General features: G+C 71.2%; 12 protein-coding genes and 1 CRISPR repeat array. Of the genes, 11 read left to right on the top strand and 1 reads right to left on the bottom strand.

The window, feature by feature from the left end; genetic code table 11:
- Together ACXN5W_RS29040 and ACXN5W_RS29035 are read left to right on the top strand one after the other, a co-directional pair.
- The coding region (locus ACXN5W_RS29040) for a hypothetical protein (RefSeq protein WP_473161575.1) at positions 1-255 on the top strand (255 nt) is incomplete at its 5' end.
- 28 nt (positions 256-283) lie between these two features.
- Positions 284-841, top strand: a complete 558-nt coding sequence (locus tag ACXN5W_RS29035; protein ID WP_473161574.1) for a hypothetical protein — start codon at positions 284-286, stop codon at positions 839-841.
- A 9-nt stretch (positions 842-850) separates the two neighbouring features.
- Here ACXN5W_RS29035 and ACXN5W_RS29030 read toward each other — a convergent pair whose 3' ends face one another.
- Entirely contained in the window at positions 851-2,122 is a 1,272-nt protein-coding gene (locus tag ACXN5W_RS29030) for a serine/threonine-protein kinase (RefSeq protein WP_473161573.1), read from the bottom strand.
- A 255-nt stretch (positions 2,123-2,377) separates the two neighbouring features.
- Between ACXN5W_RS29030 and ACXN5W_RS29025 the strand changes: the two genes are divergently transcribed.
- The 9 genes from ACXN5W_RS29025 (at position 2,378) to cas2e (ending at position 13,688) form a co-directional block, all read left to right on the top strand.
- Positions 2,378-4,489, top strand: a complete 2,112-nt coding sequence (locus tag ACXN5W_RS29025; protein WP_473161572.1) for a UvrD-helicase domain-containing protein — start codon at positions 2,378-2,380, stop codon at positions 4,487-4,489.
- Positions 4,486-7,344, top strand: a complete 2,859-nt coding sequence (gene cas3 / locus ACXN5W_RS29020; protein WP_473161571.1) for a CRISPR-associated helicase Cas3' — start codon at positions 4,486-4,488, stop codon at positions 7,342-7,344. Before ACXN5W_RS29025 ends, cas3 begins: the two co-directional genes overlap by 4 nt.
- 164 nt (positions 7,345-7,508) lie before the next feature.
- The gene (casA, locus tag ACXN5W_RS29015) at positions 7,509-9,164 is read left to right on the top strand and encodes a type I-E CRISPR-associated protein Cse1/CasA (protein ID WP_473161570.1); all 1,656 of its coding nucleotides are present in this window, start codon (positions 7,509-7,511) and stop codon (positions 9,162-9,164) included.
- Positions 9,161-9,877, top strand: a complete 717-nt coding sequence (gene casB / locus ACXN5W_RS29010) for a type I-E CRISPR-associated protein Cse2/CasB (protein ID WP_473161569.1) — start codon at positions 9,161-9,163, stop codon at positions 9,875-9,877. Before casA ends, casB begins: the two co-directional genes overlap by 4 nt.
- On the top strand, positions 9,874-10,998 hold the full coding sequence (cas7e, locus tag ACXN5W_RS29005; RefSeq protein WP_473161568.1) for a type I-E CRISPR-associated protein Cas7/Cse4/CasC: 1,125 nt from the start codon (positions 9,874-9,876) through the stop codon (positions 10,996-10,998). Before casB ends, cas7e begins: the two co-directional genes overlap by 4 nt.
- The gene (gene cas5e, locus ACXN5W_RS29000; RefSeq protein ID WP_473161567.1) at positions 10,995-11,696 is read left to right on the top strand and encodes a type I-E CRISPR-associated protein Cas5/CasD; all 702 of its coding nucleotides are present in this window, start codon (positions 10,995-10,997) and stop codon (positions 11,694-11,696) included. Before cas7e ends, cas5e begins: the two co-directional genes overlap by 4 nt.
- Before the next feature lie 2 nt (positions 11,697-11,698).
- Positions 11,699-12,382: a type I-E CRISPR-associated protein Cas6/Cse3/CasE gene (cas6e, locus tag ACXN5W_RS28995; RefSeq protein WP_473161566.1), complete on the top strand. Its 684-nt coding sequence runs from the start codon at positions 11,699-11,701 to the stop codon at positions 12,380-12,382.
- On the top strand, positions 12,379-13,332 hold the full coding sequence (cas1e, locus tag ACXN5W_RS28990) for a type I-E CRISPR-associated endonuclease Cas1e (RefSeq protein ID WP_473161565.1): 954 nt from the start codon (positions 12,379-12,381) through the stop codon (positions 13,330-13,332). Before cas6e ends, cas1e begins: the two co-directional genes overlap by 4 nt.
- Positions 13,332-13,688, top strand: a complete 357-nt coding sequence (cas2e, locus tag ACXN5W_RS28985) for a type I-E CRISPR-associated endoribonuclease Cas2e (protein ID WP_473161564.1) — start codon at positions 13,332-13,334, stop codon at positions 13,686-13,688. Before cas1e ends, cas2e begins: the two co-directional genes overlap by 1 nt.
- A gap of 68 nt (positions 13,689-13,756) precedes the next feature.
- Positions 13,757-16,528: a CRISPR direct-repeat array (repeat unit 28 nt; unit sequence CTGCTCCCCGCGCACGCGGGGGTGATCC).
- Positions 16,529-16,981 lie beyond the last annotated feature (453 nt).

Genomic DNA, 16,981 nt, shown 5'->3' with positions numbered 1-16,981 from the left:
GGCTGCCGCGTTCATGCCACCACCAGCCGGATACCTCATACCTCCGGCCTACCGCCCACATCGACCCAGATCACGCAGACACGCCGACGGACGTCAGCCTTTCAACCTCTGAAGCCCAACGACCTGAGGAGGACCATGAACACGATTGGCTTCATCGCCATCGCCATCGCCATCGCCGGCCGCGGTCGCGTCACTTCCACCGCTGGCGCCGGTTCCATTTCTGGCCGCTGGTGCGCGGCGGTGGGGTTGCCATGATTTCGTCGCGCCCGGCGACTACGCCCGGGTGCGACTCGATCCGGAGCGGGGTGCGGCCATCGCGGCGGCGTACCTGTCCGCACCCGTGCGAGACGACCGAGCCCTTGCCGCGTACGAGGTGTTCCGGCGGGAGACCGCACGTCAGTACCGGTTTCTCGTGGGCCCGGTGGAGTTCGGTGGACTCGGCGTGGCCGTACGGGTCGTGGACACCGACCCGTACGCCGAGGCCGGGGCGATGGCCGAGGACCTGGCCCACCGCCGGTTGAAGGTCTTCGCCACCTCGGCGACCGGGAACCCGCACCCGTACCTCACCGATGGTGAGAACGACATGTTCCGGGCGGTGCACGACTCGTTCGGCCATGCGGCCATCGGCCGGGGCTTCGACCGGCACGGCGAGGAGGCGGCCTGGTTGAAGCACAGCGGCATGTACTCCCCGCTCGCCCGCCGGGCGCTGACCACGGAGACGCGAGGGCAGACCTGCGCGCTGATCTTCCACTACCAGGGCGCCCGGTTTCCCGAGCAGAAGGCGGTGCTGTTGCCGCGCGAGTTCAGCGACCCACGTTCGGTGTATTTCCAGGACGGCTGACCCGCCAGGTCAACCCGTCGGCTGCTGGTCGTCGAGCTGCGCGATCTCCTGGCACAGCTCGACGACCGCGGGGTGTTCGGGGCCGTCGAACCGGAGGCGGTCGGTCAGCAGGGCACGCAGTTGGCGCCGGGCCCGGCTGTGTTCGCCAAGTGCGGTGTGGGCGCGGGCGGCGCGCAGCCGGTAGTCGAGAACCGCCGGGTCGTCGTCCCCGTGGCGCTCCGCATGTAGGTCCGCGAGTTGCCGCCAGTGCCGGGCGGCGGCCCGGAACTCGCCGGCGGTGAGCAGGCGTTCTGCCTCCTCCTCGGCGCGCTTCACGGCGAGTTCCGGGCCGGGCTCCGCGGGCCGGGGCTGCGGAGCCGCGGTGTGCCGGGTGGGCTGCGGCACCCGACCGACGACGGCGGCGTACGCGCGCACAGCGTCATCCCGGTCGGGCACCACGCCGGGGAGCGGTGGCAGATCCTGGGCGAGCGGGGCCAGCGTGGCGTACACCTCGGCGGCGTCGGACGGTCGATCGTCCGGGTGCACCGCCAGCAGGGCGTGGATCAGATCATCCAGGTTGGCTGGGGTGTCGGAGCGCAGCTGTCCCGGTCGGGGTGGCGGTTCTTCGACCTGGCGTCGCAGCATGGTCATCGTGGCGCCGTCGAAGGGCGGCTGGCCGGTGAGCAGGTCGAAAAGCGTGGCGCCCAGCCCGTACAGGTCGGTTCGGCGATCGGCAGGTCCGCCGTGGACCTGTTCGGGTGCCATGTATCCGACGGTGCCGAGGCTCTGCCCGCTCTGGGTGATCCGGGAGTACCGGTCGTCGCCGTGGATCACGGCGAGGCCGAAGTCGAGCACCTTGGCGGCTCCGCTCGGCTCCAGCATGACGTTGCTCGGCTTGATGTCCCGGTGGATCAGGCCGATCTGCCCAGCGGCGCTCAGTACGCTGCTGATCTGGGCTCCGATGGCGGCCACCCAGGCCACCGGCAGTGGGCCGTGTTCCGCGACCAGGTCCGACAGGGCTATCCCGTCGATCTTCTGCAACACCAGATAGGGGCGGCCGTCGTGCTCGCCGAGGTCGTAGACCGCGGGCACACCGGGATGGGTCAGCCGAGCGGTCAGCAGCGCCTCGCGCCGGAATCGGCGTACGAGATCGAGGTCCAGCCCGGCGGAGCTGACCAGCTTGACGATGACCGGTCGGTTGAGCAGCCTGTCCCGCGCTGGCCAGACCTCGCCCATTCCGTTGTGTGGCAACGGAAAGCGGTCCACCTGATACCGGTCCTTGAGGCTCGCGCCGGCCACCACGCGGTGAGCGTAACAGGCCGCTCAGCGCCGTTCGGTGCCAGTTTGGACGGTTGGTCGCCGTCCTGACGCTCGTAAACCGCCGCCGTTGGGATAATTCTTGGAAACATTGTTCACAGCTTGCCTAGTGACGTGTCCTTGTGCCAGAGTGATCCGTGGCTGAGGTCGACCGCCGCGCAGATGACCGGTGCCCGTTCCGCCTATGGCGCGCCTTTGTCGGGTGCCCCGAACAATCCGATGCAGACCAGGGGAGGACGCATGGCCGAATTGGCCCTCGACCTGGGCTTTCTGCCCGCCTATGGCAGGTTGCAGAAGCCGGTGCAGCGTGCCGTCCTGGCCGCGATCGTGAAGTTCGCCGCGCACACCCACGCCGGCATGCACCTGGAGAAGTTGACCGGCGCCCGCGATCCGAACATCCGCACCATCCGCGTCGACCTGTCCTATCGCGGGGTCGTGCTCGCCCTCGGTGAAGAACGGTACGCGCTGCTCAACGTGCTGCCGCACGACGATGCCATCACCTTCGCCACCAGCCGGCGGTTCACCGTCAACCAGGTGCTCGGCGTGCTTGAGGTGCGCGACCAGACCGCCATCGAGGAGTTTGCCGCCACCACCCCGGCACCGGCGGCGAACAGTGAACCTCTGTTCGACCGGGTGTCGAACGCCGACCTCAGCCGGCTCGGAGTGGACGAGGATCTGATACCGCTGCTGCGGCTGATCAGCACCGACGAGCAACTGGAGAGCCTGCGCGGCCGGCTGCCGGAGGCTCAACTCGACGTCCTGCTGGCGTTGGCCAGCGGAATGTCCACGCAGGAGGCGTGGGAGGAGGTCGCCGAACGGGTCGTCACCGGCAAGGTGGACTCGGCCGACATGCTCACCGCCGCCAGGCGCACCCCCGAGCGGATCAAGTTCGTCTCCGGGCCGGTGGAGCTGGCCGCGATCCTCGACCACCCGTTCGACGTGTGGCGCGCCTTCCTGCACCCCACTCAGCGGGACATCGCCTACCGCGAGGTCTACAGCGGCCCCGCCCTGGTGACTGGCAGCGCCGGCACCGGCAAGACCGTCACCGGCCTGCACCGGGCGGTCTTCCTCGCCCGGCGGCTGCCCGACGACGAGTCGAAGGTGTTGCTGACCACGTTCACCCGCTCCCTCGCCGACGCCCTGGCCAGACAGCTACGCCTGCTCACCACCGACTCCGCGGTCCTGCGCCGGATCGACGTGATCGGCGTCGACAAGCTGGCGCATCAGATCGTCACCCGCGCCGGCACCAGGGTCACCGTCGCCACCGACGTGGCCATGGACCCGCTGTGGGAGGAGGCCGCGAAGACCGCTCCCAGCTATGCGAACCGGGCCGGGGTGGTCGCCAAGGTCAGCACCGCCTTCCTCAAGCGCGAGTGGGAACAGGTGATCCTGGCCCAGCAGCTCACCAGCCTGGAGGCGTACCGCGACGCCTCCCGCAAGGGCCGGGGGTTCGCACTGCACACCTCGCAGCGCGAGCAGATCTGGACCGCGATCGACGGCGTGGTCACCAGGCTGGCCAAGCAGCGGATGCGGACCCACACCCAGCTCGCCGACGAGGCCGCACGGATCGTGGGACGCACCCCCAGCCCGTACCGGCACATCGTCGTGGACGAGGGCCAGGACCTGCACCCGGCGCAGTGGCGGCTGCTGCGCGCGCTCGTACCCGCCGGGGAGAACGACCTGTTCCTACTCGCCGACCCCTACCAGCGCATCTACGACAACCACGTCTCCCTCACCCAGCTCGGCATTCCGGTGCGCGGCCGGACCCGCCGGCTGACCGTCAACTACCGCACCACCCACGAGATCCTGGACCTGTCGGTGAAGGTCCTCAACGCGGACGCCGCGCTCGGCCTGGACGACAACCCCGACAGCCTGGTCGGCTACCGATCGGTCACCCGGGGCGGCGTGCCGGTGCTGACCACCCACCCCAGCCGGGACGACGAGTTCGAAGCGCTCATCGAACGGGTCGGCACCTGGCTGGACCAGGGCGTCGAACCGCACGCCATCGGCGTGGCCGCCCGCACCGGGAAACTCGTCAGGGCCATCACCGAGACGCTCGTCGACGCGCATATCCCGGTCGCCGACGACAAGCACGGCACCGACGGGGTACGGGTCGCCACCATGCACGGCATGAAGGGACTGGAATTCCAGTGCCTCGCCGTGGTCGGGCTGGACCTGGGCGTGCTGCCGGCGGCCAACGCGGTGACCTCGGCAACCGAGGACCCGCACGCGCACCGGCAGGACCTGCAACGCGAACGCTGCCTGCTGTTCGTCGCGCTCACCCGGGCCCGGGACGTGCTGTACCTGTCGCACAGTGGCCAGCCGAGCGACCTGCTGCCGGCGCTGTCATGACCACCATCATCGCCCCGAACGGCTCGGGGCTGAGCGACGCGACCCGCGCGGTCTGGGGCAAGACCGACCGCAAGGGCACCTCGGCGATCGGCTGGCTGCCACTGTGGCGGCACCTGGCCGACGCCGCCGACGTGGCCGGCCGGCTGTGGGACCACTGGCTCAGCCCCGCCGTACGCCGACGGATCGCCGCGGAACTGCCCGGCGGGGACGCCGCCGGTCGGACGCTGGCCGTCTGGCTGGCCGGAGTACACGACATCGGCAAGGCCACGCCGGCGTTCGCCGTCCAGGCGTCCTTCCGGGGCCACACCGCCGGCCTGGTCGAGCGGATGCGCGACCAGGGGCTCACCTTCGACCGGGAACTGGTCTGCGCCGACCGCCGGCACGCCCGGCACGACGCTGCCGGGCACGTCCTGCTCGCCGAATGGTTGCGGGAGCAGGACTGGTACGACCCACACCCGTACGCGGTGGTGGTCGGCGGACACCACGGGATGCCACCCACCGACGAGGTGCTGACCGGCGTCTGCACCCGCCGCCACCTGCTCGGCGATGACGCCTGGCAGCACACGCAGCGGGAGCTGCTGATCTGGATGACCGACCGGTCCGGCGCCGGCGACCAACTCGGCGCCTGGTCCACGGCGCCGCTGTCGCAACCGGTGCAGGCGGCCCTCACCGGGCTGGTCATCATGGCCGACTGGATCGCCAGCAACGAGGAGTTCTTCCCGTACCTGCTGGATGCCTCCGACGCCGACCGGTTGCGGACCGGCTGGAACGAGGTCGACCTGCCCGCGCCGTGGATCCCGGCGGCGGCGCCGGCGAGCGCCGCCGAACTGTTCGCCACCCGGTTCGCCCTGCCCGACGGCGCGACGCCGCGCCCGGTTCAGCACGCCGTCGCCGAGCTGGCCGCCACCATGCCGGCACCGGGCATGATGATCGTCGAGGCGGCGATGGGGGAGGGCAAGACCGAGGCGGCGCTGGCGGCGGTCGAGATCCTCGCCCGCCGCACCGGGGCCGCCGGCTGCTACCTCGCACTGCCCACCCGGGCCACCAGCGACGCGATGTTCGACCGGACGCTGTCCTGGCTGCGCCGGCTGCCCGACGCCCAGGCCGGCCGGGGCGACCGGGACGTGCGGCTCGCCCACGGCAAGGCGGCCCTCAACACCGAGTACGACCGGCTGCGCCACAACTCGCTGCCGAGCGCGATCGCCGAGGACGACGGGGGCACCGCGATCGGCGTACACACCTGGCTGGCCGGGTCGAAACGGTCGCTGCTGTCCAGCTTCGTCGTCGGCACCATCGACCAGTTGCTGTTCGCCGCGCTGCGGGGCAAGCATCTGGTGCTGCGTCACCTCGGCCTGGCCGGCAAGGTCGTCGTCATCGACGAGGCGCACGCCTACGACGTCTACATGGGACGCTTCCTGGACCGGGCGCTGGAGTGGCTCGGCGCGTACGGCGTGCCGGTCGTCGTGCTCTCGGCGACGCTGCCCGCGCAGCGACGGGCCGAGTTGCTGGCCGCGTACGACGACGGCCGGTTCGGCCCGCCACCCAAGCCGAATTGGCGCGACCGCCACAAGCCGAAGGTTGACCCGTACGCGGCGCTGCGCAGCGACCTGAGATATCCGCTGGTCAGCACGTCCACCGAGGAACGCGGCGCCATCGCCACCACCTGCGCCGACTCCGGCCGGGGAATCGACGTGCGACTGCGGCTCCTCGACGACGAGCCGGCGGCCCTGGCCGACCTGCTGCGCGAGCGGTTACGGGACGGCGGCTGCGCCCTGGTCATCCGCAACACCGTCGCCCGGGTCCAGGAGACGGCCGCGATGCTGCGCGCGACACTCGGCCCGGACACCCCCGTCGCGGTGGCACACTCCCGGTTCATGGCGGTCGACCGGGCCGCCAAGGACCGCTGGCTCAGCGAGACCTTCGGGCCACCCGGTAATGGAAATCGCCCATACCGACATATTGTGGTCGCCAGCCAGGTTGCCGAACAGTCCCTCGACATCGACTTCGACCTGCTGGTCACCGACCTGGCCCCGGTCGACCTGGTGTTGCAGCGCATCGGCCGACTGCACCGGCACCCGCGCGCCGACCGGCCCGCCCCGCTGGCCACTCCGACCTGCTGGATCACAGGGGCCGACTGGGCCCAGGAGCCACCCGAGCCGGTCAGCGGATCGCGCCGGGTCTACCAGCCCGCCCTGCTGTTGCGCAGCGCCGCCGTGCTGCTGCCGCACCTGGACGGCGTGCCGCTGCGGCTGCCCGCCGACATCGCGCCGCTGACTCAGGCCGCCTACGGCGGCGGCCCGGTCGGGCCGGCGGCGTGGCAGCCGGCGCTGGTCGACGCCGAGGCGAAACAACGGGAGGCGTTCACCGCCAAGGAGCTGAAGGCCAGCAGCTTCCTCCTCGCCAATGTCGCTGAAGCCGGCGTGCCGCTGATCGGCTGGCTCTCCGGCGGCGTCGGTGACGCGGACGACCAGGCGGCCCGGGGGCACGTCCGGGACACCGACGGGGAGACGCTTGAGGTCATCCTCCTGGTACGCGACTCAGCCAACCTGGTCGTTCCACCATGGATCGACGGGGGTGGGGTCGTCGTCCCCACCGCCACCGCGCCGGACTGGCGACTGGCCCGGCAGGTCGCCCGCTGCACCCTGCCACTGCCCCGCTCGATGACCGCCGTGGACGTCATCGACGAGGTCATCGCCGAGTTGGAGCGTCGGGTCGACGTCCGCGCCTGGCAGGACAGCCACTGGCTGTCCGGCGAACTCGTCCTGGAGATCGACGGTGAAGGTAACGGGCACATTGGCTCCTTCGATCTTCACTACAACCCTCAAGAGGGACTCCGTGTTGTCCGAAATGGATAGGAATCCCCGCATACGCGGGGAGCGTTGTTACGACCCACTGTGCTCACGGATCACCCCTCGCTAGGAGGGAACTTGCAGCCGATTTTTCGAAATGCTAGCAGTAGACTCACTGAGCTCACTTCGCTGCGTCGGCTGCGGTCGACAGTAGAGGGTTGGAGGCGGACGTGACAAGTTCCGATCGCACAGCCGGGTTCTCGCTGGTTGATGAGGCGTGGATCCCGGTGCTGGACGCCGCGGGTCAGCGCCGGGAGGTGTCGCTGCGCGGCCTGTTCGAGCAGGCCGGCGACGTACGCATGATCGCCTGTGAGCTGCCGACGCAGACGTTCGCGATCCTGCGGCTGGCGCTGGCGGTCCTGCACCGGGCCACCGACGGTCCGGCCGGCGAGGCGGCCTGGCTGGCCCTGTGGCGGGGAAAGCGGCTACCGCTGGTGGACCTCACCGACTATCTCGACGAGTTTCGCGACCGGTTCGACCTGCTGCACCCGACGCAGCCGTTCTACCAGGTCGCCGACCTGCGGGCGGAGAAGGAGAACACGTACGGCCTGGAACGGATCATCGCCGACGTGCCCAACGGGATGCCGTTCCTGACCACCCGGGCCGGTGTCGGGATGGAGTCGATCCCGCCCGCCGAGGCGGCCCGCTGGCTGGTCCACTGCCAGGCGTACGACCCGGCGGGCATCAAGACCGGCGCCGTCGGTGACCCCCGGGTCAAGAAGGGCAAGGGCTACTCGATCGGGGTCGGCACGCTCGGCAACCTGGGCGGCGTCTACCTGGAGGGTGACACCCTGCTGGAGACCCTGCTGCTCAACCTGGTTCCGGCCGCCCCGAACTGGCAGCGGGCCGACGAGCGGGACCTGCCGGTGTGGGAACGCGAGCCGCAGACCGCCGCCGAGGAACCCGAGGCGACCCGCGGCCCGTACGGCGTCCTCAGCCTCTACACCTGGCAGTCCCGGCGGATCCGGCTGTTCGGCGGCCGGGACGGCATCACCGGCGCGATGATCGCCATCGGTGACCGGCTCGATTGGCAGGATCGCCATCTGCTGGAACCGATGAGCGTCTGGGGACGCAGCGCACCACGGGAACGCGAGCAGAAGAAGGCCCCGATCTACCTGCCCCGGCCGCACGACCACACCCGGGCCCTGTGGCGCGGGCTCGAAACCCTGCTGCCGCCACCGGCGCCGTCGACGGGCGAATCACCGCAGCGACAGTCGGCCATGGTGTTGCAATGGCTGGCCCGGCTCCGCCGCGACGGCGTGGTGGGGCCGGACTTCCAGGCCCGACCCCGGGCGGTGAGCGTCACCTACGGCACCCAGCAGGCCGTCATCGACGAGGTGTTCACCGACACCCTGACCATGAACGTGTCGCTGTTGGTCGAGGGCTCGCCGCTGCGTACCACGGCGGTCGACGCCACCGCCGACGCGGAGGCGGCGGTGCGGGCGCTGCGCCACCTGGCCACCAACCTGGTACGCGCCGCAGGCGGCTCCGATGACGGCGGCGACGCCGACCGGGCGGCCGAACGGGCGTACGCCATGTTGGACCGCGCCTTCCGGGACTGGCTGCTCAGGCTGGTCCCGGACAGCGACCCGGCGACCGAACGGGCCGGCTGGCAGCGCCTGGTGCGGCGGGCGGTCGAACGGCTCGGCCGCGAACTTGTCGGGTCAGCCGGCCCGGCCGCCTGGGTCGGCCGCACCAAGCTGGACCGGAACAACCGGGAGATCCACTACTCCAGCTCCCAGGCCGAGACGTGGTTCCGGACCGGCCTGGCCAAGGCGCTGCCCATGGCAACTGGCCCGGACCGCAAACAGGAGGTAGCAGCGTGACAACGGTTGAGGTAGACCAGCCGGACGCCCCGGTCCGCAAGGTGCGGGGGAGGAGCCGCAGCGAGCTGGGCGACCACGTCGCCACCACCGTCGGCCGCCTCCAGGCCCGGCTGCTGCGCGAGCCACCGCACCCGGAGGCGGTGAGCACGCTCGCCCGGCTGCGTCGCGTCATCGGCCGGGACCCGGGCTTCGACTACACCCTGGAGCAGTACCTGTACGTCCCGGACGAGCTCCTTGACGAGCGCCGCCGGTTCGACGTCGGGCGGATCACCGCGACCGACGAGGAGTACGCCGTCCACGACGCCGTCAGTCTCTACGCGCTGCACCAGCAGTCGCGGCGGGAGCGGATGCACGTCGACCGCCGGGGGCTCGGCCAGGCCCTGGCCGACCTGATCCGAAACTCGACCGGGCCGGACGGTGTCCGCCGCCGCTTCGCCGCGCTCGGCACCGCCAGCACCTACCAGGAGAGCATCTACCACCTGCGCGGGCTGGTCACCATGCTGCGCGGGCACCAGATCCCGCTGGACTACGGCCTGCTGGCCGACGACCTGCGCACCCTGCGCCGCCCCGACGGCCGGCAGCGGATGCAGGCCAGCTGGGGCCGCGAGTTCTTCCGCAGCCGACCCCACGGCACGACCGGCTCCGACCCGACCGATCCCGATCCGACCAACCCCGACCCCGACCCCGACACCACCGAGGAGACCCCGGCATGAACCGCGCCATCATCGACGTCTACGCCCTGCACACCGTTCCGCCGAGCAACCTCAACCGGGACGACACCGGCTCGCCGAAGACCGCCAGCTACGGCGGCGTACGCCGGGCCCGGGTCTCCAGCCAGGCGTGGAAGCGGGCCATCCGGCTGGCCTTCGACGACCTGCTCGACGCATCCCAGCTCGGCGAGCGGACCAAGCGGGTCGGCGAATCCCTCGCCGGGCGGATCCAGGCCATCGACCCGGGCGTCTCCGACGATGACGCCGCGGCGATGGCCGCCGACGTGTTCGTCGCCGCCGGCCTGGCCAAGGCCGACAAGAAGAAGGGCGAGGCGAAGTACGTCGAGTCCGGCTACCTGATGTTCCTCAGCCACCGGCAACTGGACAACCTCGCCGCCGCGGCGCTGGCCGCCACCCGCGGCGGCGAAGCGTTCGACAAGACCAGGTTCAAGGCGCTGACCAGGACCGACCACTCGGTCGACATCGCCATGTTCGGCCGGATGATCGCCGACATGAGCGACATCAACGTCGACGCCGCCTGCCAGGTCGCGCACGCCATCAGCGTGCATGCGGTGGACAACGAGTTCGACTACTTCACCGCGGTCGACGACCGCAAGGCCGACATGTCCGAGACCGGCGCCGGCATGATCGGCACCATCGAGTTCAACTCGTCCACCCTCTACCGGTACGCGACCGTCGACGTGAACGCCCTGCACGAGACGCTCGGTGACGCCACCGCCACCCGGGCCGCCGTCGAGGCGTTCCTGACCGCCTTCGCCCGCAGCATGCCCACCGGCAAGCAGAACACCTTCGCGCACCGTACGCTGCCCGACGCGATCATGGTCCGGGTCCGGGACACCCAGCCGATCAACCTGGTGGGCGCGTTCGAGACCCCCGTCCGGGAAACCCAGGAGACCGGACGGATCAAACTGGCCGCCGACGCCCTGGCCGCGCACACGACGGCCGTCGAGGGCGCCTACGGCGAACGGCCGGTCGGCAGCTGGGTCACCCTGGTCGGCGAGCAGACCTCGGCGCTGGCCGACCTGGGTAAGGTGGTCACCCTGGGCGAACTGGTCAGCGAGGTGGCCGACCAGGTCACCGAGGCGATCCGGCAGCCGGCATGACCGTACTGCTGCTCAAACTCGCCGGCCCGTTGCAGGCATGGGGGTCGTCCAGCCGCTTCGCCCGGCGCGGCACCGAGATCGCCCCGACCAAGAGCGGCGTCATCGGGCTGCTTGCGGCGGCCAAGGGCATCCGCCGGACCGAACCGCTCACCGAGCTGCTCGGCCTGGAATTCGGCGTCCGGCTGGATCAACCGGGTGAGATCCTGCGCGACTTCCAGACCGCCCGCTCCCTCGACGGCCGGGACAGCGCGCCGTTGACGTACCGCTTCTACCTGTCCGACGCGATCTTCCTCGCCGCGGTCAGCGGCGAGGCGGGCCTGCTCGACGGCCTGGCCGAGGCGTTGAACCGACCCCGGTATCCGCTCTACCTGGGGCGCCGCTCCTGCCCGCCGGCCGGACCGGTCAGCCTCGGCGTCCACGACGGCACCCTCGACGAGGCGCTCGACTCGTGGCCCTGGCTGGCCAGCGAGCGGCGCCGCCGCCTCGCGGCCCGGACCATCCGGCTGGAGATCATCCGCGACGCCCGCCCCGGCGACCCGGCCACCGAAACCGTCCCCGACGAGCCGGTCAGCTTCGACCCCGCCCACCGGCAACACACCTGGCGGTCGGTACTGCGCCGGCACGCGGACATCACCAACGACCTCGCGGAACGGGCCGGCGTGACCGAACACGACCCGTTCAGCCTGCTGGGAGGCTGAGCATGTTCCTCACCCGATTCCAGATCAACCCGGCCCGCCGGGGCGCCCGCAAACTGCTCTCCTCCCCGCAGGCCATGCACGCCGCCGTCCGCGCCGGCTTCGCCGAGCCCGAGGACTACGAGCGGGCTGGCACCCGTACCCTGTGGCGGCTCGACACCCCGGCCACCGCGACCGTCCACCTCTACCTGGTCAGCCCCGGGCGGCCCGACCTCACCCACCTGGTCGAGCAGGCCGGCTGGCCCACCACCGCCACCTGGGACACCCGCGACTACGCCCCGCTGCTCGACACGCTGCGATCCGGCCAGCGCTGGGCGTTCCGGCTCACCGCCAACCCGACCCACAGCGGGCGCAAGACCGCCGACTCGAAGGACACCCAGCGCTTCGGCTACCTGCGCGAGCCAGAGCAGGCGCAGTGGTTGCTCAGCCGGTCCGCCCGGAACGGTTTCGCCGTGGCCAGCCAGCGGGACGGGCGGCCCAACCTGCGCCTGCACCGCCGGCAGACGCAGAACTTCAACCGCGGCGCGTACCCGGTCACCCTCACCACCGTGACCTACGACGGTCTCCTCGAAGTCACCGACGCGGACGCCTTCCGAGCCGCGTTGACCAGCGGAATCGGCCACGCCAAGGCGTACGGCTGCGGTCTGCTCACCCTCGCCGCGGCGGACGGAGCCGCAACCGAACGATGAAGATCCCCGGCGTCCCACCGGCCGACCTCGCCGACCTCACCCGGGCCGAGGACCGGATCAGCTTCCTCTACCTCGAACGCAGCGTCATCCACCGGGACAGCAACGCGATCACCGCGACCGACGACCGTGGCGTCGTACACATCCCGGCGGCCACGGTGGGGGTGCTGCTGCTCGGACCCGGCACCAGCGTCACCCACCAGGCCATCGCGCTGCTGGCCGACCACGGCGCCACCGCCATCTGGGTGGGGGAGCGGGGCGTGCGATATTACGCCCACGGCCGGTCGCTGGCCGCCTCCAGCCGGCTGCTGATCGCCCAGGCCGCGGCGGTCAGCCACCGCGACCGGCGGCTGGCCGTCGCCCGCACCATGTACGCGATGCGCTTCCCCGGCGAAGACACCGCGAACCTGTCCATGCAACAGTTGCGAGGCAAGGAAGGCGCCCGGGTCCGGCGGATGTACCGCGAGCACGCCAAACGCACCGGGGTGGCGTGGAACCAGCGGGAGTACGACAAGGCCGACTTCACCAGCGGCGACCCGATCAACCAGGCGCTGTCGGCCGCGCACGCCTGCCTGTACGGAATCGTCCACGCGGTCATCGTCGCCCTCGGCGCCTCACCCGGGCTCGGATTCGTCCACACCGGACATGAGCGGGCCTTCGTGTACGACATCGCGGACCTGTACAAGGCGGAGATCACCATCCCCGTCGCCTTCGATGTCGTGGCCGCCGGCTCGACCGAGATCAGCACCGACACCCGGCGGGCGGTCCGGGACCGGGTCCACGACGGCGCCATCCTGGAACGCTGCGTACGGGACATCCGGATGCTGCTGCTCCAGCCGCAGCCCGGTGGCGAGATCGAGGAAGACGAGAACAGCGTCCAACTCTGGGACGACGGCGGCTTCGAGGTCGCCGCCGGCCGCAACTACGCCGACATCGGCGACGTGGACTTCTGATGACCGTCATCATCCTCACCGCCTGCCCGCCGGGGCTGCGTGGGCACCTCACCCAGTGGCTGCTGGAGATCTCCGCGGGCGTCTACGTCGGACACGTCAGCTCCCGCGTCCGCAACCGGCTCTGGGCCCGGGTCGTCGAGATGGCCGGGCCCGGACGCGTCCTCCTGGTGTTCCAGGTACGCGGCGAGCAACGACTCTCCTTCACCGTCCACGACCACCACTGGCAGCCGGTGGACCTGGACGGGGTGACGCTGATGCGTCGCCCCAGTGAGCCGGTGAGCAACCCGGCGGCGCCGGGCGGCTGGAGCAAGGCAGCCAAACGCCGCCGGTTCGGCCGACGCGGTCGACCCGCGTAGTGTGGGTTCGGCGATCCATAGTGAATGAAAACGGCGTTGTTGATCTATAGCGCCGCAGGTCAACAAGGGTGCTCCCCGCGCACGCGGGGGTGATCCGGTGGACGGCACGGCCTCGGCCGACCCGGACGGGTGCTCCCCGCGCACGCGGGGGTGATCCGACCGCCGCCAAGCACGCGCTCAAGGTGCTCGCGTGCTCCCCGCGCACGCGGGGGTGATCCCCGGCTGGCCAGTGGCGGACCGGCGCCCGACAGGTGCTCCCCGCGCACGCGGGGGTGATCCCACGTCGTCCGATCTCCCGCTCGGCCGCTTCCAGTGCTCCCCGCGCACGCGGGGGTGATCCGATGTCGTCAGGTTCTACAACACGGAGAAGGACGTGCTCCCCGCGCACGCGGGGGTGATCCGCGACAGGGCCTCATCGCTGACGACAAGGCACCGTGCTCCCCGCGCACGCGGGGGTGATCCGGCGCTGCGGCCGTTGTACGTCGGCGGAGACGCGTGCTCCCCGCGCACGCGGGGGTGATCCGACCACGCACACCGATAGGAGGTCGCACTGATGCTGCTCCCCGCGCACGCGGGGGTGATCCCTCTCGCTCCAGGGCGTCCGCAATCTCAGCTAGCTGCTCCCCGCGCACGCGGGGGTGATCCTCGAACGGCCAGCTTGGCATGAGCAGGGAATATCTGCTCCCCGCGCACGCGGGGGCGATCCGGTTGGTGACGCACTGCCCAACGGGGCACCCGTCTGCTCCCCGCGCACGCGGGGGTGATCCGGCGGCACTCGCGTCATGACCACCCCGGACCTGCTGCTCCCCGCGCACGCGGGGGTGATCCTGTGGTCACGTCCAGCTCGGCCACGCTGGCGTTCTGCTCCCCGCGCACGCGGGGGTGATCCCACAACCAGTCGCGGTGCCGGGGCCCTACAGGGCTGCTCCCCGCGCACGCGGGGGTGATCCCCGCTCCTCCCGGAGCAGAGCCGCCGCCCGCTCCTGCTCCCCGCGCACGCGGGGGTGATCCGTGCAAATGTCCGCCCCCGTTTAACCCGAGCACCTGCTCCCCGCGCACGCGGGGGTGATCCTCCGGATCTTCGTAGCAACTCTTGACTGGCCGGCTGCTCCCCGCGCACGCGGGGGTGATCCGGACTACGTCATTAAGAAATTGGGACTTCCACCCTGCTCCCCGCGCACGCGGGGGTGATCCTGTGGGGAGTATTCGACAAGACCGGGTTTCTCTCTGCTCCCCGCGCACGCGGGGGTGATCCCGCGACGACCGCGTACCGGCGGCCGTGGGGCTGCTGCTCCCCGCGCACGCGGGGGTGATCCCGCGGCCTCGTCGTAGACGTACCAGTCCGACCCCTGCTCCCCGCGCACGCGGGGGTGATCCGGTCTGGTGGCCGGCCTGCCGGGCGTAGTACGTCTGCTCCCTGCGCACGCGGGGGTGATCCCAGCATCATCAATGAGCAAGTTTCTTCATCCGGCTGCTCCCCGCGCACGCGGGGGTGATCCGAGTGGAATCTCTTACAACACTCTGATTGCGTTCTGCTCCCCGCGCACGCGGGGGTGATCCCCGTTTCCTCCTTCGCGTCCAGCGGCAGGTTGCCTGCTCCCCGCGCACGCGGGGGTGATCCGACGGCCGCGGGCTCGTCCGCGACACCGGACGCCTGCTCCCCGCGCACGCGGGGGTGATCCTCCGGGACTAAGAAGACCAGCCCGGGAGAAGACCTGCTCCCCGCGCACGCGGGGGTGATCCGGCGGCGAAGAAGACCGCGAAGGAAGCGAAGGACTGCTCCCCGCGCACGCGGGGGTGATCCTGGCCATGGTAGTCGCCTAGGGTGCCGTCGATGCTGCTCCCCGCGCACGCGGGGGTGATCCGCGGGACTGAAGGGCGGTCGGCTCCTTCTCCAGCTGCTCCCCGCGCACGCGGGGGTGATCCGATCACCGAAGGGATCAAGGGGACCATCATCTACTGCTCCCCGCGCACGCGGGGGTGATCCCGCAAGGACGGCCAGTTCGGCGCCGACCACCGCCTGCTCCCCGCGCACGCGGGGGTGATCCCGGGCTGTCCCACGGCGAGAGGCCGAGGACGGCCTGCTCCCCGCGCACGCGGGGGTGATCCTGCGGGCGCCGTGACGGCGTATCCCAGCGCCGACTGCTCCCCGCGCACGCGGGGGTGATCCGGCGGGGGTCACGCTCGGCCGGCGCGAAGTACCCTGCTCCCCGCGCACGCGGGGGTGATCCCCGCTCGATCAAGTTTGTCGTCGAGTTGCGCCACTGCTCCCCGCGCACGCGGGGGTGATCCGTCGGCCACCCACCACGGCGTCTGCGCGAGGGCCTGCTCCCCGCGCACGCGGGGGTGATCCCTCCGCCTCGACCTCGGCCTCCAGGTCTGCTGCCTGCTCCCCGCGCACGCGGGGGTGATCCCGCGGCACACGGCCCGCTGAGCGGCAGCCTCAGCTGCTCCCCGCGCACGCGGGGGTGATCCGTCGCGGATCGCTGGTCTGGAGGACGGCTCGATCTGCTCCCCGCGCACGCGGGGGTGATCCGCGGTATTTCGGCATCCTGCGCCGCGCGAACGGCTGCTCCCCGCGCACGCGGGGGTGATCCGCTCTTGCAGGTGGGCAACGCCGTCCCCCGGTCTGCTCCCCGCGCACGCGGGGGTGATCCCTCAGTATGTCAACAATACGGAGAACTACCTGTCTGCTCCCCGCGCACGCGGGGGTGATCCCAGACCAGCGTCGAGCGCAACGGATTGCGCTTGCTGCTCCCCGCGCACGCGGGGGTGATCCTGTGAGTGACGCTCGCGGCATCCGGGTGCTCGAGTGCTCCCCGCGCACGCGGGGGTGATCCTCGGACGCGCGCGAAGGCGTCCGTGACCTGGCCGTGCTCCCCGCGCACGCGGGGTGATCTGGGAGCCCGCCGGGTGCTCTACACCGCCCACCGGTGCTCCCCGCGCACGCGGGGGTGATCCGGAACACGAAGAAACCCCCGCACCGGTGAAGGTGTGCTCCCCGCGCACGCGGGGGTGATCCCCCGCCGGGCAACGGCAACGGGCCGGGTACCCAGTGCTCCCCGCGCACGCGGGGGTGATCCTATTGCCGTCACGGCGCGGGACTGATCGGCTCCGTGCTCCCCGCGCACGCGGGGGTGATCCTATTGCCGTCACGGCGCGGGACTGATCGGCTCCGTGCTTGTCAACGGCGGCCGAATCTGGACCCCTCTGGGTCGGTTGAAAACGGACCCCCCTCGTGTTGGTTGATCTGCTAGTCGTTGGTTTTGGTGGCCGCGGGGACGCGGCCGAGG

The organism is Plantactinospora sp. A48, assembly GCF_055793945.1.
The sequence above is the reverse complement of the archived record's forward strand: the minus strand, read 5'-3'. Positions and strand labels throughout refer to the sequence as shown.

Bases quoted from the DNA above. Each gene is read 5' to 3' on its own strand.
- ACXN5W_RS29025 (WP_473161572.1), top strand. From the start codon at position 2,378: ATGGCCGAATTGGCCCTCGACCTGGGCTTTCTGCCCGCCTATGGCAGG.
- cas3 (WP_473161571.1), top strand. From the start codon at position 4,486: ATGACCACCATCATCGCCCCGAACGGCTCGGGGCTGAGCGACGCGACC.
- cas7e (WP_473161568.1), top strand. From the start codon at position 9,874: ATGAACCGCGCCATCATCGACGTCTACGCCCTGCACACCGTTCCGCCG.
- cas5e (WP_473161567.1), top strand. From the start codon at position 10,995: ATGACCGTACTGCTGCTCAAACTCGCCGGCCCGTTGCAGGCATGGGGG.
- cas6e (WP_473161566.1), top strand. From the start codon at position 11,699: ATGTTCCTCACCCGATTCCAGATCAACCCGGCCCGCCGGGGCGCCCGC.
- cas1e (WP_473161565.1), top strand. From the start codon at position 12,379: ATGAAGATCCCCGGCGTCCCACCGGCCGACCTCGCCGACCTCACCCGG.
- cas2e (WP_473161564.1), top strand. From the start codon at position 13,332: ATGACCGTCATCATCCTCACCGCCTGCCCGCCGGGGCTGCGTGGGCAC.